Source organism: Streptomyces sp. NPDC050658, from assembly GCF_044457025.1.
Lineage (GTDB): Bacteria > Actinomycetota > Actinomycetes > Streptomycetales > Streptomycetaceae > Streptomyces.
In genome coordinates this window covers 40,544-54,820 of the sequence record NZ_JBITGM010000008.1, presented here as the reverse complement: position 1 = coordinate 54,820, position 14,277 = coordinate 40,544, and the positions used below count along the sequence as shown (strand labels likewise).

The following is a 14,277-nucleotide window of genomic DNA, read 5'->3' as shown; positions in this document are numbered from 1 at the left end:
GTCCCCGAATCCCCCAGTTCCTCGCGGACAGCCCGTCTCGTCCGCCTACCGCAGGGTTAGACGGGGAATCCGGCCAGAGGGTTGGGTTTCATCATCATCTTGTTCTCCAAGAGTTGCGCCATCGATAGTCGCCTTCGGGAACTTCTTGGCAGGCGCATGCATCATGGCTGGTAGGAGAGCTGGGGCACCTCGAAGCAGTTCTCGTTCATGTCCCCTTGTGTGACCCAGCCCTCACTGTCCTTCCAGCGGGCCACCGATACACATGTATGGCGGGTCTTCGGCGGCTCGGACCGCTCCTCGTACGTCACCGGGAGCAGCAGCCCGCGCGCGTCGTACGGCTCGCCCCGGTTCATGAAGCGGTCGACGCACGCGCGCGTGACGTCTCCCCCGCAGGACTTCGCCGCGTCCGTGAACCACAGGGCGGCGGCCCAGCCCTCCAGGTGCCACTGGGAGAGCGCCTCCCCCTTCAGGGCGGCACGGAACGCGCGCACCTCGGCGTTGTCCGCGCCCTCGTAGTCCTCGTAGTTGCGGCTGGCACCGGTGGCCCACAGGGCGTTGCGGCAGCGCGGCGCGTCCTTGTAGTCCTCGGCCACCGAAGATGTCCAGTTCTGCACGTTGGTCACCTTGGCGGTGACCTTCGCGCCGACGTCGTCCATCGCCTCGCACAGCTGGACGTTGCCGTGCGTGTCCATCGCGTCGAAGACCAGGTCGGCGCCCTGCTCCTTCAGGTCGGCCGCCGCCGCGCGGAAGTTGGGCAGCGCGAAGTCGACCTGCTCGGTGACCACCTCGTAGCCCTCGGCCTTCAGACCGCGGGAAACGAGCCGGGCGTACGCGGCGGACGCGGACTGGTTGTAGGAGACGACGGCCGCGGTGCGCGCCCCCTGCTCCCGCTTGAAGTAGCGGTAGACCTCGGTGCCGCCGTAGAGCTTTCCGTCCCAGCCCGGCTTCCCGTCGCGCGGCGCGAGGCTGCCGTAGATCCCGTACAGATGCTGATAGGTGTCGTACGCGGACCCGATCGGCTGCCCGCCGATGTCGGGCACGCGGGCGCCGGAGACACGGGAGGCGCCCGCGTACTCCATGGCGCTGGTGGCGACGAGCGCGACGACCTTCTGCTCGTCGACGAGCTTGTGCACGCACTCGTTGTTGCCGACGCCGCTGCCGCCGTCGTCACAGGTGTGCACCTCGACCTCACGCCCGTCGATGCCGCCGCGCGCGTTCAGCCGCTCGAAGTAGGCCTTGGCCCCGTCGCGCGGCCCGGTGAACGCGGAGCCGCCGACCGGGCTGGTCGCGCTGGTGATGATGCCGACCGGGATCGGGGCGCCGCCCGAGGGGGCGGGGGCCGTGGCCCGGTCCTCGAAGTCGCTCTCGGGCAGCCGGCTGCCGCACCCGGCCACCACGACGAGCAGCGCGGATACGGCGAGGACCTCAACAGCCCGGACCGGGCGACTCATTGCCGCTCAGCTTCACCAGGGCGCAGAGGGTCTTGACCGACACCTTCCAGGTGTCGTCCTGGTTGACGGCGGTCCCCGAGGCGTCGGGCAGCGCGGTGGCGCCCTTCAGGGTCAGCGCGTACGACACGTCGGCCTCGGTCGCCGAGGTGAACTCGACCTTGCTGACCTTCGCGCCGACCTGCTTGCCGCGCTCGTCGCCGCTGAAGCTCTCCAGGACGGCCCGCATCTTCGCGCCGTTCTCCAGGACGGCCTCCTTCTCCTTCATCGAGACCGCCGGGTCGAAGAACTTCTCCCAGTTCTCCTTGACCTGCTTCTCGGCCGCCGCGGGATCCGCCGGGGCCGTCGCGTCGTCCGCGGGCGCCTCGCTCGTCTTCTCGACGGACGGCTTGGGCGGGGCGCTCTCGCCGCCGCCTCCGCTGTCGTCGCCGCATGCCACGGCGGCCGGGGCGATCAACAGGACCGCGGCGGCCGCCGTCACCGCGCTCCGCGCCCTTCCCCGCCCGCGATCGGTCCCCCGCCTGGGGCTGGTCCAGAGCACCATCTGGCTCACCGCCGAGTGTCGGTCCGGGCCATCAGGGCCCGGTGCTTTCAGGGTCAGCTTCCAGAAGGCATAGTGCAAGCCATCGACTGACATGGACAGCCCATCGACGTGACCGACGTGTCCCAGGGGGTCTGAATGCGGGCGGCTCAACAGACGCGACCGGTCGGGTCAGCTCGTGCCGTACGGCTGCGTGCCGTACGCCCGGTCCTCTGGGCGGCGTTCGCCGCGCTCGCCACCGGGGCGGTGCTCAGCGTGATCGGCTGGTACGGCATGTCGGGCGAACGCTTCGCCGAGCGGCAGCTGCCGTATCTGGCGTCGTGCACGGTGCCGGGGGCGGCCCTGATCATCGCCGGTGCCGTGCTCTACACCCACGGCAGGTCCACCCTGGCCACGGCCCGCGTGGAGGAGCTGTACGGGCTCCTCGTGACGGCGGGGACGGCCGATCCCGGCGCCGAGCGGCCGGCCGCAGCGCCGAGCAGCGGGGATCTCCTGATGGTGCCCGGCGGCACGCTCTGGCACCGGGCGGACTGCCCGCTGGTCGCGGGCAAACCGGAAGCCGTCCCAGCCGACGCCCGCATCCTCGCCACCGGCGACCTCGGCCCCTGCCCCATCTGCGAACCGGAACCGCCCGCCGCGCCGTCCCCGGAGAGCTGACCCGGTGGCGTCCCTCAGCTACGACCTGACCCTCGCCGGGCTCGCGGTCGGCAGCGCGGCGGCCCTCACCGGCATCGGCCTGATCGTCACGTACCGGGCGACGGGCGTGCTCAACTTCGCGCACGGCGCGATCGCGATGGTCTGCGCGTACGTTCTGCGCCAACTGACAGTGGAGTGGCACTGGCCACTTTGGCTGGCAACAGCCGTCACCCTCCTCGTCGTCGCCCCGGCGATCGGCCTGATCCTCGAGAGAGCCGTCTTCCGCCCCTTGTCGGTCCTGGGCAGCGATCCCGTCCAGACCCTGGTGGCGTCGATCGGCGTCTTCGTCCTCCTGGTCGGGGGCGCCGCGCTGATCTGGGGCCCGGGTGCCAGGTCCGACGCTCCGGTCCTCGTGTCTTCGCAGCCCTGGGCCCAGCTGGCGGTGACGGTGGCACTGGCCCTGACCGTCTGGGCGGTCACGCGCTGGACCCGGTTCGGCGGCGAACTCCGTGCGGTGGTGGACAACCGGCGGCTCGCCGTCCTCGGCGGCATCGACGCGGACCGGGTCGCGGCGACGGGCTGGGCGTTCGGCGCGTTCACGGCGGGCCTGACGGGCGTACTCCTCGCTCCTTTCGTACGACTCGACCCGTACGGCATGCCGCTCCTCGTGATGGAGGTCGTGGCGGTGGCGGTGGCGGCCCGGATGCGCAGCCTGCTGATCGCGGTGCCGGTGGCGCTCGGCATCGGCGTGGCCCAGAGCCAGCTGACGCGCTTTCACCCGTCGGGCTGGGCGGAGCCGCTGCTGCAGGCGGTCGGCGCGAATCTCTTCGTGGTGGCGCTGCTGGTCGCGGCGCTGGTGCTGCCGGGGATCGGCTCGGGAACGACACCACCGCGAACGCCGACGGCCCGCGTACCGGACCCGCCGGGCGCGTGGATAGTGACGCTGGTCCTCTTCCTGATCCCCCTGGGCTTCGCGGGCTCGGACCTGACGACGTCGGTGCAGGTACCGGCGCTGGGCGTGATCCTCCTCTCCTTGGTGATCGTCACGGGCCGGGGCGGCCAGATCTCGCTGGGCCAGGCGGCGTACGCGGGCCTGGGCGCCCTGTTCACCGCGCTCCTCGTGGCGGGCCGCTTCCCGGGCCTGCCGGAACTCCCCCACCTCCCGGCCCTGGCCGTGGCGGTCCTCCTGGTGGCGCCGCTCGGCCTCCTCACGGGGTGGCCGGCGATCAGCCGCCACGGCCTGGCGCTGGCCCTCGCGACGTTCGCGGTGGGCGTCGGGGTGAGCCGGTTCGTCTTCGCGCAGCCGTACGCGACATCGGGCCTGAACCTGGACCGCCCTGCGGGCTTCGCGGGGGACCGCGCGTACTACGTACTGGAAATGCTGCTCCTGGCGGCGGCGCTGCTGTTCACCGTGACGCTCCGGCGGGGCCGCATGGGGCGCGCGCTGGCCGCGATGCGGGACCACGAGGCGGGGGCGGCTGCGTCCGGCGTCCCCGTACGCACCCTGAAGCTCACGGCGTTCGTCTCCGGGGCGGCGCTGGCCGCGCTCGGCGGCGGAATGCTGGGGATGGGGCTGCGGGCCTTCGACCCAGCGGCGTACGACCCCGTACGAGGTCTGCTCTGGTTCGCGGCGGTGGTGGTCCTGGGGGCGGACAGCCTCCTGGGCGCACTGCTGGCGGCCGCGCTGCTCGTGGGTCTCGACGCGGGGGCGCGGGGCGGGGTGGCGGCAGCCCTGATCGGCATCCTGGCGGTACTGGCGGGCCGCTTCCCCGGCGGCGCGTACGAGGCCCTGCGCACCGCCACAGCAACCCTCCCCCGCCGCGCGGCCCTGACCCAGGCGGGCCTCCGGGCCCGCGCCGCCCTACGCCCGGACGGGGACGGCGAGTACGGAGGCACCGGCGCGGCCCCGCCTCCCCCGGAAGAGCAGGCGCCCCACCCCACAAGCCGGCGCCGCCAAGACGACCTGCCCCCAGCCCCCCGTCACGCCCCACCCGACACCCCCCTGACCGCCCACCACATCACCGCCACCTACAACGGATTCACCGCCCTGGACCGCGTCACGCTCCAGGTGCCGCCCGGCCGCATCACCGCCGTGGTCGGGCCGAACGGCGCCGGAAAGAGCACCCTCTTCCACTGCCTCGCCGGAACCCTCCGGCCCGACAAGGGCCGCATCACCCTCGGCGGTCACGACATCACCCGGACCCCCGCCCATGCCCGCACCCGCCTCGGCATCGCCCGTACCTTCCAGCAGTTGTCCGTCTTCCCCTCGCTCAGCATCGAGGAGAACGTTCGGGTGGGCGCCGAGCAGAGCCGAGCGGCCGACCCCGCCGCTGCCGACCGGGCCCTGCGGCTGCTCTCCCTCGACGGCGAGAACCGGCGGCGCCCCGCCGCGGACCTCCCCACCGGCACCCTCCGCCGCGTGGAGCTGGCCCGAGCGCTCGCGGGCAATCCGCACACCCTCCTCCTGGACGAACCGGCGGCGGGCCTGGACACCGCGGAAGCGGCGGCGCTGACCCGCCTCCTGCGGGCCCTCGCCGCCGACGGCATGGCGCTGCTGGTCGTCGAGCACGACATGGACCTCGTCGCGGATCTCGCCGACACCGTGTACGTCATGACGGCGGGCCGCGTCGTCGCCTCGGGCCCGCCGGCGGAAGTGCTCCACAGGGCGGCGCCATGAGAACCGGCATCGCGCTCCGACGGGCCCACGTCCGCTACGGCCCCCTGGAAGCCCTCCACGGAGTGACGCTCGCCGCCCACCCCACCGGCCTGACCGTCCTCCTGGGCCGCAACGGCTCCGGCCGCACCACGGCCCTGCGTGCCCTGGCCGGCACGGCCCCCCTCTCCGCGGGCTCCGTCACCTGGGACGGCAGGGACGTCACCCGCCTCACCCCGCACGAACGGGCACGGCGAGGCCTCTGCTTCGTACCGGACCGGCAGGCGACCTACGCCACCCTCACGGTCCGCGAGAACCTCGGACTGTCCACCCCGAAGGGCGACTTCACCCGCGCTCTGGACGCGTACCCCGAGCTGCGCCCCCTGCTGGCCCGCCGCGCGGGCACCCTCTCCGGCGGCGAGCAACGCATGCTGGCCCTCTCCCGCGCCCTGCTGGCCCCGGCCCGCGTGATCCTCGTGGACGAACCCGCCCAGGGCATGTCACCGGCGGTGGCATCGCGGACGTACGAACTCCTCATGGCCCTGGGCACCTGCGTGGTCACCGCGGAGCAGCGGCTGCCGCCCGGCGTACGCGAACAGGCGAGCCGGACGGCGGTGATCGTGCACGAACTGCGCAGGGGCGAGGTCGTGTTCAGCGGCGAGGCGGCAGAGAAGAGAGACAGCCCGCCCGCCGAGGGATAGCCTCAGGCCTTTCTGCGGGGGATGATCAGCTCCACGCCGACGTCCAGCACATCGGGCCTGCTCCCGACCACCTTCCGGTTGGACTTGTACAGCGCCTGCCATCCGCCCTTGACCTCGTGACGCCGGGCGATCGAGCTCAACGTCTCGCCCTTCTTCACCACATGGACCCTGCCGTGCCCGTCCCTGATCTCCTTGGGGATCTTCTTCGAGCACACGGGCCAGGCGCCCCACCCCTGGGTCCGCAGCACCTTCTCGGCGACCTTGATCTGCTCCTCGCGGGTGGCGAGATCCGCACGCGGCGCGTACTTGAGCCCGCCGTGCTCCTCCCAGGTGGGCTGCCAGAACTGCAGCCCCCCGTAGTAGCCGTTCCCGGTGTTCACATGCCACCGGCCGCTGCTCTCGCACTGGGCGAGGCAGGTCCACGGCCCCTCGGTGCGCGAGCAGTCGTACGCCGCGGAGGCGGGCCCGGGCCCCGGCAGCGGAGGCGGCGGCACCGCTGCCGCCGGCACGGCCGTCCCCGGCAGGGACACCGCGGCGGCGAGCACGGCGGCGGACCACAGCGACCGGAGCCGCGCGATCGGCTTCTGACACATCCGCACCGGGTACATCCGCATCGGGTACATCCGGCCACGCTAGGCAGCCCCCAGGCGGCGCGGAGCCGTGCCGCGCCGCCGCGGACACGGCCCCACCCGGTCGGACTATCGGACAGGACCGTGCCCGCTCAGGCCCGGCTCACAGGTCGAGCCGCTGCCCCGGCACGATCATGTTCGGATCGCCGCCGATGACCGCCTTGTTGGCGGCGTACACCTGACGCCAGCCGACTCCGTGCTCCGCCGCGATCCGGCTGAGGGTGTCTCCTCGCCGGACGGTGTAGTCACCGCGCCCCGAGCCACGGTCGGTGTGGCTCGGCGTACGGTCCGCCTTCGGAGCGGGCCGCTGCTTGGCGGCCTTGGGAGCCGCCGGGGCCGCTGCCGCCCCCGGCGCACTCCCGTACGCCCCGGCCCGCGCCGAACACGTCGGCCACGCGCCCCACCCCTGAGCCCGCTGCACCTTGGTGGCGACAGCGATCTGCTGCGCCTTGGACGCCTTGTCGGCGGTCGCCGCGTAGGCCCCTCCGCCGTACGCGCGCCATGTGCTCCCGGAGAACTGCAGTCCTCCGTAGTAGCCGTTGCCGGTGTTGATGTGCCAGTTTCCGCCGCTCTCGCACTGAGCTATGCGATCCCACACTCCGCTGTCCGCCGCTCCGGCCTGGCCGGTGGCGGTGAGCAGTCCCAGCGGGGCGAGCAACGCCGCTCCGCCGATCACTGCCGTCCTGCGAACGCACTTGGGACGTGCGGACATGTAAATCCCTCTCGAAGGACCCAGGCTCCCCCAGGTGCCGTGACCCTCCCCGCGCGTCTGACGCCGGAGGTCCACCCCACCCCGTCCGCCGGAGTCGGCACTCTCGTGCCGCTGTGCTCGAGCTGGCTGGTGCGGCCGACGGACGTACCTGAGCGGTGCTCGCTGCACACGAGGCTGGAATCTAGGAGCGCGCTCGCCCCGATATCAACCGACTCCTTGTCATTCCAGGCCAGTTGGCCGTTACCCGCAGTATCAGCAATTTTCGGCCAGCCACTTAATTCACTGATTTCAGTATTTGTCGACCTGTCACCATGGTGATCTGTGACCCACCTCACCATCTCAACTTCCCTGTAGACGAAAGGCGTTGGCGCGGAGTGACGGATTCCGCCGGACAACTCACCCTCCGCTGTGGATGGTTCGATTCCGTTCGCCTTCGCGCGTGACTTGCGCCACTGATCGCCCGTTGTCTCCTTATGAGCCGGACACCGCCGGCTCCCACGCATCGAATCCGAGGAGCCACCCGTGCCGCGCATGCTCGACGTCGGCGACGACGTACGCGCCGAGATCGGCGACGAAGAAGCCGACCGGCTGCTCGCCGGAGAGAACGCCCCGGGCAGTTACGACTGCACGTCCTGCCGCACCCCGGGCGACTCGGAGCAGGAACGCACCAGCACCGTCCTGTTCATCGGCGACGAGACGGCCGTACTCGCCTTCGCCCACGCCACCTGCCTGCCCTCGCAGATCGTCCAGGTCTCCGAGGAGCAGCTCCAGGGCGCCGTCCGCTCGATCACCGGCGAGGACGGCCTCGCCCCCACCGGAGCGGCCCCGGCCGCCGACGGCGTGCCCGACCAGGCCGTCCTCGGCGTGACCAGCGGTCTCGTCCTCATCGAGGGCGAGCTGCACCCGGCGCTCGTCGTCGAACCGACCGGCGCCATCGCCCGTCCCGGCGCCGCGCCGGGCGGCGGCGACGACTTCCTGCCGCTCCTGATCGAGCAGGGCTTCATGCCGGTCACCTCGCTGGACACCGCGCCGGGCGTGCTGCACGGCTGGTCCGTGCTGCTCGCCATGGGCCAGCTGCACGCCGTGCTGCAGCCCGGCACGGGCGGCGGGTCCCCCGTCGCCTGGTGGCAGGCGCACCACCCGCTCCAGGTCACCGACGCCTGGCGGGCCGCGGCCAACAAGCTGCAGACGGTGCTCCTGTTCGCCGCGCCGGTCGGCTCCATCGGCCGCCAGCCCCGCGAGGACCTGATGCGCGACGCCCTGGACAAGGCCGCGGCGCACGGCCGTCTGGTGGCGGCCGCGATGCCGCTGGCCGGCACCTGACGGAGCCGCGAAGGCCGCGCCCGAGCCGCGAATGCGCCGGTCACACTCCCGGCGCCGCAGGAAAGCGGCGCGGCCCCCGCATCCGTACGCGAATGGGGTCGTTGGCACATACGTGCACACATACGACCCCTCCCGCCACCGGCCCGCGTACCAGAACCCCATCCCGTCCATGCGCGCGGCGCAGGACACCGGGGGCACGCACTCGGCCACGCCGATCTACGACGCGCTGTACTCGGAGTACCGCAGGTCGTTCAAGGCCCTGCCGGGCGACCGGACCGGCGAGGAGGCGCTGGGCTTCACGGCTTTCGGCCCCACGTCCTACGGGGTGCACCGCGGCGTCGACCGGCTCGACCCTCGGCACAACACCCTCAGCCAGCTGCACGTGAGCCGCTACGGCCAGGAGCAGCACGGCACGGGCCATCTGCAGTTCCCGGCGGCGCTGCCGCCGGGGCCGCGCAGGGAGCAGCACTGAGGCATCTCATACGGGTGAGGGCCCGCCTTCTTTTAAAGAAGGCGGGCCCTCACCCGTATCCGCTGTCTTCGTCGCCGGCTACTTCTTGCGGCCGCGCTTCTCGCGCACCCGCACCGAGATGTGGATCGGCGTGCCCTCGAAGCCGAACTCCTCGCGCAGCCTGCGCTCCACGAAGCGCCGGTAGCCGTGCTCGATGAAGCCGGAGGAGAAGAGGACGAACCGCGGCGGCTTCGTGCCCGCCTGGGTGCCGAAGAGGATGCGGGGCTGCTTGCCGCCCCGGACCGGGTGCGGGTGGGAGGCCACCAGCTCGCCGAGGAACGCGTTCAGCCGGCCCGTCGGCACCCGCTCCTCCCAGCCCGCGAGGGCCGTCTCGATCGCCGGGACGAGCTTCTCCATGTGCCGGCCGGTCGCCGCGGACACATTGACGCGGGGCGCCCAGGCGACCTGCTGGAGCTCGGTCTCGATCTCCCGCTCCAGGTAGTAGCGGCGCTCCTCGTCGAGGGTGTCCCACTTGTTGTACGCGACGACGATGGCGCGGCCCGCCTCGACGGCCATCGTCACGATGCGCTGGTCCTGGACGCTGATCGACTCGCTGGCGTCGATCAGGATGACCGCGACCTCCGCCTTCTCGACGGCGGCCGCGGTGCGCAGCGAGGCGTAGTAGTCGGCGCCCTGCTGGAGGTGGACGCGCTTGCGGATGCCGGCCGTGTCGACGAACTTCCAGGTGACGCCGCCGAGTTCGATGAGTTCGTCGACCGGGTCGCGAGTGGTGCCCGCGAGCTCGTTGACGACCACGCGGTCCTCGTTCGCCACCTTGTTGAGCAGCGAGGACTTGCCGACGTTCGGACGGCCGATGAGCGCGATGCGGCGCGGGCCGCCGATGGCGGTGCCGAAGCTCTGGGCGGGCGCCTCGGGCAGCGCGTCCAGGACGGCGTCCAGCATGTCGCCGGTGCCGCGGCCGTGCAGCGCGGAGACCGGGTGCGGCTCGCCGAGGCCGAGGGACCACAGGGCGGTGGCGTCGGCCTCGCCGGACGGGCCGTCGACCTTGTTGGCGCACAGGACGACGGGCTTGCCCGACTTGCGGAGCAGCCGGACGACGGCCTCGTCCGTGTCGGTCGCGCCGACCGTGGCGTCCACGACGAAGACGACCGCGTCGGCCGCCTCGATCGCGTACTCGGCCTGGGCGGCGACGGACGCGTCGATGCCGAGCACGTCCTGCTCCCAGCCGCCGGTGTCGACGAGCTTGAAGCGGCGGCCCGCCCACTCGGCCTCGTACGTGACGCGGTCGCGGGTCACGCCGGGGCGGTCCTCGACGACGGCCTCGCGGCGGCCGATGATGCGGTTGACGAGGGTCGACTTGCCGACATTGGGCCGGCCGATGACGGCGAGGACGGGCAGCGGGCCGTGGCCCGCCTCCTCGAGCGCGCCCTCGACGTCGTCGACGTCGAAGCCCTCCTCCGCGGCGAGCTCCATGAACTCCGCGTACTCGGCGTCGCCAAGCGCCCCGTGCTCGTGCTCAGCCGAGCCCTCGGGCTGGATCTGGTCGTTCATGAAGTCCGTACCTCGTCGTTCATCGTGGTGATCGGTGGACCGTCGCTCGTCCGAGGACGGGCCACTACTCGATAAGTCTCGCTCAGCGCCCGGTGAGGCGCCTGGCGTTTTCCAGGTGGGCGGTAAGCCGCTCCTGGATGCGCACGGTCGCCTCGTCCAGCGCCTTGCGCGTACGCCGTCCGCTGCCGTCGCCCGCTTCGAAGGGGTCTCCGAAGACGACGTCGACCCGGCTGCGCAGCGGGGGCAGCCCCTTTATCAACCGTCCGCGCTTCTCGGTGCTTCCCAGCACGGCGACCGGCACGATCGGGGCTCCGCTGCGGACGGCGAAGTAGGCGAGGCCGGCGCGGAGCGAGGCGAAGTCGCCCTCGCCGCGCGTGCCCTCGGGGAAGATCCCGAGGACGCCGCCGTCCTCCAGGACGCCGAGGGCGCGGGTGATCGCCGTGCGGTCGGCGATCTCACGGTCCACCTTCAGCTGCCCGATGCCGCGCAGGAAGGGGTCGAGCGGGCCGACGAACGCTTCCTTCTTGATGAGGAAGTGCGTCGGCCGCGGGGCCGTCCCCATCACCATCGGACCGTCGACGTTGTGCGAGTGGTTCACGGCCAGGATCGCCGGGCCGGTCGCGGGGACCCGCCAGGCGCCGAGGACGCGGGGCTTCCACAGCCCGTACATGAGGCCGACGCCGATGCGGCGGCCGACCTCGGCGCCGCGCTCGGATGGGACTGAGCTCACTTCGAGGCCCGCTTCTCCTCGACGAGGGTGACGACGCACTCGATGACCTGCTGGAGGGTGAGTTCGGTGGTGTCGACCTCGACGGCGTCGTCCGCCTTCGCCAGCGGGGACGTCTTGCGGCTGGAGTCGGCCGCGTCCCGCTTGATCAGGGCCTCCTGGGTCGCCTTCACGTCGGCGCCCTTCAGCTCGCCGGAGCGGCGGGCGGCACGGGCCTCGGGCGACGCGGTCAGGAAGATCTTGAGGTCGGCGTCGGGCAGCACGGTCGTACCGATGTCGCGGCCCTCGACGACGATGCCCTTCTCGGCGGACGCGGCGATGGAGCGCTGCAGGTCCGTGATGCGGGCGCGCACCTCGGGTACGGCGCTGACGGCGCTGACCTTCGAGGTGACCTCAGTGGTGCGGATCGGGCCCGCGACGTCCGTACCGTCGACCGTGATGGTCGGGGCGAGCGGGTCGGTGCCGGAGATGATCTCGGGCTTCTGGGCGGCCGCGGCGATGGCGCTCGGGTCCGTGAGCTCGATGCCGTTGCTCACCATCCACCAGGTGATCGCCCGGTACTGGGCGCCGGTGTCCAGGTAGCTGAGGCCGAGCTGGGCGGCGACGGCCTTCGAGGTGCTCGACTTGCCCGTGCCGGAGGGTCCGTCGATGGCGACGATGACTGCTGCCGGGGCGGCGGTTTCCACGGTGTGGGGGCCTTTCTGTGGGCACAGGGCAAGAAGCGGGGGCGCATGCGCCCCCGCACAAGGTTACTGGCTCCGGCGAGTGCCTCTTACTGCCGTCCCCGCGCCCGCGGTCACTGCCGGATGGACCAGCCCCGCTCCCTCAGGGCCGCGCTCAGCACCGGTGCCGCCTTCGGTTCGACCATGAGCTGCATCAGGCCCGCCTGCTGCCCCGTCGCGTGCTCGATGCGTACGTCCTCGATGTTCACCCCGGCCCGGTCCGCGTCGGCGAAGATGCGGGCCAGCTGGCCGGGCTGGTCGTTGATCAGCACCGCGACCACCTCGTACGCGGTCGGCGCGGCCCCGTGCTTGCCCGGCACCCGCACCTGCCCCGCGTTGCCCCGCCGCAGCATCCCCTCGACGCCCACCGCGCCCTCCCGGCGCTTGGCCTCGTCCGCGGACTGCAGCGCCCGCAGCGCCGTCACCGTCTCGTCGAGGTCCGTGGCGACCGCGGCCAGCAGATCGGCCACCGGGCCCGGATTCGCGGACAGGATGTCGATCCACATCCCGGGGTCGGACGCGGCGATCCGCGTGACGTCACGGATCCCCTGCCCGCACAGCCGCACCGCGGCCTCCTCCGCGTCCTCCAGCCGCGCCGCGACCATGCTGGACACCAGGTGCGGCATGTGCGAGACGAGCGCGACCGCCCGGTCGTGCGCGTCGGCGTCCATGACGACCGGCACCGCGCGGCAGAGGGCGACCAGCTCCAGGGCGAGGTTGAGGACCTCGGTGTCGGTGTCCCGCGTCGGGGTCAGCACCCACGGCCGCCCCTCGAAGAGGTCCGCGGTGGCCGCCAGGGGGCCGCTGCGCTCCCGGCCCGACATGGGATGCGTACCGATGTACGGCGTGAGGTCGAGGCCGAGCGCCTCCAGCTCGCGGCGCGGGCCGCCCTTGACGCTGGCCACGTCGAGGTAGCCGCGCGCCACCCCGCGGCCCATGGCGTCGGCCAGGGTCGGGGCGACATGCGCCGGCGGCACGGCGACGACGCACAGGTCGACGCGGCCCTCCGGCTCCTCGTCCGTGCCGGCGCCGAGCGCGGCGGCCGTGCGGGCCTGGCCGGCGTCGTGGTCGGCGAGGTGCACGGTGACCCCGCGCGAGACGAGGGCGAGCGCGGCGGAGGTGCCGATCAGGCCGGTGCCGATGACGAGGGCGGTTCTCACTGGGCGATGTCCTTGCGAAGGGCGGCCGCGGCACCGAGGTAGACGTGCGTGATCTCGGAACGGGGCTTGTCGGTCTCTATGTGCGCGAGGACCCGGACGACACGGCGCATCGCACCGTCGATCTCCAGCTCCTGCGCGCAGATCAGCGGGACGTCCACGATGCCCAGCTTGCGGGCCGCCGCGGCGGGGAAGTCGCTGTGCAGATCGGGCGTCGCCGTGAACCAGATGCTGATCAGGTCCTCCTGGCCGAGCCCGTTGCGCTCGAGGATGGCGGTGAGCAGCGCGCTGACCTGCTCGTCCATGTGGTCGGCCGCGTCCCGCTCCAGTTGGACGGCGCCCCGGACCGCTCGTACCGCCACAGTGCTGCTCCTCGCTCGTGTTCTGTACGTCCGCTGTACGGACAAGCGTAGTCAGGGCCCCGGGGACGAGTGCGCGGCGCCCGCCTGCCGAGACGGACGCCGCGTGCTCTGCCGGGAGCCTGGGGGATCAGAGCTGCTGCTGCCTGATCAGGTCCTCCAGCGATTCCGTCGGGACCTGGCCCTCGGGCGTCAGCCTGTCGACGGCCTGGGGAAGCTGCTGCGCGATCTGGTCGGCGGCCTCGTCGCGGCTGACACCCGCGTCGGCCGCGACCTTGTCCAGGGTCGCGTCGGGTACGGCCTGCTTGACCTGGTCCGGGCTCAGTGGCCGGTTCTCGCCCGTCCCGACCCAGGAGTCGAGCTGGTCCTGGCTGACCATGCCCGACTTCGTGATCATGTCCAGGAGGCCGCCCAGCGGACTGCCGCCCTGACCGCCGCTTCCGCCGCCGCCGAGCAGTCCGCCCAGCAGCGAGCCGAGGATGTTGCCGCCCCCGCCTCCGCCTCCGGCCGAACCGCCCTGTCCGCCGCCCAGCAGTCCGCCGAGCAGGCTGCCCAGATCGTTGCCCGCCATCGTCGCGCCTTTCGAGTGAGTGGCCGGGCCCGCGCCGTGGAGAGGCGGGGCCTCGGACCCTGCCAATGTCGCCCT

Annotated in this window: 15 protein-coding genes; 5 read left to right on the top strand and 10 right to left on the bottom strand. The window is 72.4% G+C overall.

Annotated elements, in window-relative coordinates:
* Positions 1-161: 161 nt before the first annotated feature.
* Both ACIBKX_RS26290 and ACIBKX_RS26285 read right to left on the bottom strand, forming a co-directional pair.
* Complete coding sequence (locus ACIBKX_RS26290; RefSeq protein WP_363276592.1) at positions 162-1,451, bottom strand: ABC transporter substrate-binding protein; 1,290 nt, start codon at positions 1,449-1,451, stop codon at positions 162-164.
* Positions 1,426-1,992, bottom strand: coding sequence for a hypothetical protein (locus tag ACIBKX_RS26285; RefSeq protein ID WP_363276593.1), 567 nt, complete (start codon positions 1,990-1,992; stop codon positions 1,426-1,428). Before ACIBKX_RS26285 ends, ACIBKX_RS26290 begins: the two co-directional genes overlap by 26 nt.
* Before the next feature lie 135 nt (positions 1,993-2,127).
* Here ACIBKX_RS26285 and ACIBKX_RS26280 point away from each other — a divergent pair, with 135 nt between their 5' ends.
* Genes ACIBKX_RS26280 through ACIBKX_RS26270 form a run of 3 tightly spaced genes read left to right on the top strand, consistent with a single transcriptional unit; the run spans position 2,128 to position 5,979 of the window.
* A complete protein-coding gene (locus tag ACIBKX_RS26280; protein ID WP_363276594.1) occupies positions 2,128-2,646 on the top strand; it encodes a hypothetical protein in 519 nt (172 codons plus the stop codon).
* A gap of 4 nt (positions 2,647-2,650) precedes the next feature.
* Complete coding sequence (locus ACIBKX_RS26275) at positions 2,651-5,302, top strand: branched-chain amino acid ABC transporter permease/ATP-binding protein (protein WP_363276595.1); 2,652 nt, start codon at positions 2,651-2,653, stop codon at positions 5,300-5,302.
* Entirely contained in the window at positions 5,299-5,979 is a 681-nt protein-coding gene (locus ACIBKX_RS26270) for an ATP-binding cassette domain-containing protein (RefSeq protein WP_363276596.1), read from the top strand. Before ACIBKX_RS26275 ends, ACIBKX_RS26270 begins: the two co-directional genes overlap by 4 nt.
* A 2-nt stretch (positions 5,980-5,981) precedes the next feature.
* Here ACIBKX_RS26270 and ACIBKX_RS26265 read toward each other — a convergent pair whose 3' ends face one another.
* Both ACIBKX_RS26265 and ACIBKX_RS26260 read right to left on the bottom strand, forming a co-directional pair.
* Positions 5,982-6,602 carry a transglycosylase family protein gene (locus ACIBKX_RS26265; protein ID WP_363276597.1) on the bottom strand — a complete coding sequence of 207 codons (621 nt, stop codon included), beginning with the start codon at positions 6,600-6,602 and terminating at the stop codon, positions 5,982-5,984.
* A 109-nt stretch (positions 6,603-6,711) separates the two neighbouring features.
* Positions 6,712-7,320 (bottom strand): transglycosylase family protein, encoded by a 609-nt coding sequence (locus ACIBKX_RS26260; RefSeq protein WP_363276598.1) that lies wholly within the window; start codon positions 7,318-7,320, stop codon positions 6,712-6,714.
* A 522-nt stretch (positions 7,321-7,842) separates the two neighbouring features.
* On the opposite strand from ACIBKX_RS26260, the gene ACIBKX_RS26255 reads away from it, so the two are divergent.
* Both ACIBKX_RS26255 and ACIBKX_RS26250 read left to right on the top strand, forming a co-directional pair.
* Entirely contained in the window at positions 7,843-8,643 is an 801-nt protein-coding gene (locus ACIBKX_RS26255) for a hypothetical protein (protein WP_363276599.1), read from the top strand.
* 169 nt (positions 8,644-8,812) lie between these two features.
* A complete protein-coding gene (locus ACIBKX_RS26250) occupies positions 8,813-9,115 on the top strand; it encodes a hypothetical protein (protein ID WP_399376173.1) in 303 nt (100 codons plus the stop codon).
* 78 nt (positions 9,116-9,193) lie between these two features.
* On the opposite strand, the gene der is transcribed toward ACIBKX_RS26250, so the two are convergent.
* The 6 genes from der to ACIBKX_RS26220 form a co-directional block, all read right to left on the bottom strand.
* On the bottom strand, positions 9,194-10,666 hold the full coding sequence (der, locus tag ACIBKX_RS26245; protein ID WP_363276601.1) for a ribosome biogenesis GTPase Der: 1,473 nt from the start codon (positions 10,664-10,666) through the stop codon (positions 9,194-9,196).
* An 82-nt stretch (positions 10,667-10,748) separates the two neighbouring features.
* The gene (locus tag ACIBKX_RS26240; protein WP_399376171.1) at positions 10,749-11,435 is read right to left on the bottom strand and encodes a lysophospholipid acyltransferase family protein; all 687 of its coding nucleotides are present in this window, start codon (positions 11,433-11,435) and stop codon (positions 10,749-10,751) included.
* Positions 11,393-12,079, bottom strand: coding sequence for a (d)CMP kinase (cmk, locus tag ACIBKX_RS26235; RefSeq protein WP_363276602.1), 687 nt, complete (start codon positions 12,077-12,079; stop codon positions 11,393-11,395). Before cmk ends, ACIBKX_RS26240 begins: the two co-directional genes overlap by 43 nt.
* A gap of 110 nt (positions 12,080-12,189) precedes the next feature.
* Positions 12,190-13,275 carry a prephenate dehydrogenase gene (locus ACIBKX_RS26230; protein ID WP_363276603.1) on the bottom strand — a complete coding sequence of 362 codons (1,086 nt, stop codon included), beginning with the start codon at positions 13,273-13,275 and terminating at the stop codon, positions 12,190-12,192.
* Entirely contained in the window at positions 13,272-13,634 is a 363-nt protein-coding gene (gene aroH, locus ACIBKX_RS26225) for a chorismate mutase (protein WP_363276604.1), read from the bottom strand. The genes ACIBKX_RS26230 and aroH overlap by 4 nt, the downstream gene beginning before the upstream one ends.
* A 127-nt stretch (positions 13,635-13,761) precedes the next feature.
* Positions 13,762-14,202, bottom strand: a complete 441-nt coding sequence (locus tag ACIBKX_RS26220) for a YidB family protein (protein ID WP_363276605.1) — start codon at positions 14,200-14,202, stop codon at positions 13,762-13,764.
* Positions 14,203-14,277 lie beyond the last annotated feature (75 nt).

What these genes read in the sequence shown, in the direction of transcription:
- ACIBKX_RS26220 (WP_363276605.1), bottom strand. Translation starts at nt 14,202, where the DNA reads ATGGCGGGCAACGATCTGGGCAGCCTGCTCGGCGGACTGCTGGGCGGC.
- ACIBKX_RS26265 (WP_363276597.1), bottom strand. Translation starts at nt 6,602, where the DNA reads ATGTACCCGATGCGGATGTACCCGGTGCGGATGTGTCAGAAGCCGATC.
- ACIBKX_RS26250 (WP_399376173.1), top strand. Translation starts at nt 8,813, where the DNA reads ATGCGCGCGGCGCAGGACACCGGGGGCACGCACTCGGCCACGCCGATC.
- ACIBKX_RS26285 (WP_363276593.1), bottom strand. Translation starts at nt 1,992, where the DNA reads ATGGTGCTCTGGACCAGCCCCAGGCGGGGGACCGATCGCGGGCGGGGA.
- der (WP_363276601.1), bottom strand. Translation starts at nt 10,666, where the DNA reads ATGAACGACCAGATCCAGCCCGAGGGCTCGGCTGAGCACGAGCACGGG.
- ACIBKX_RS26280 (WP_363276594.1), top strand. Translation starts at nt 2,128, where the DNA reads ATGCGGGCGGCTCAACAGACGCGACCGGTCGGGTCAGCTCGTGCCGTA.
- ACIBKX_RS26270 (WP_363276596.1), top strand. Translation starts at nt 5,299, where the DNA reads ATGAGAACCGGCATCGCGCTCCGACGGGCCCACGTCCGCTACGGCCCC.
- ACIBKX_RS26290 (WP_363276592.1), bottom strand. Translation starts at nt 1,451, where the DNA reads ATGAGTCGCCCGGTCCGGGCTGTTGAGGTCCTCGCCGTATCCGCGCTG.
- ACIBKX_RS26260 (WP_363276598.1), bottom strand. Translation starts at nt 7,320, where the DNA reads ATGTCCGCACGTCCCAAGTGCGTTCGCAGGACGGCAGTGATCGGCGGA.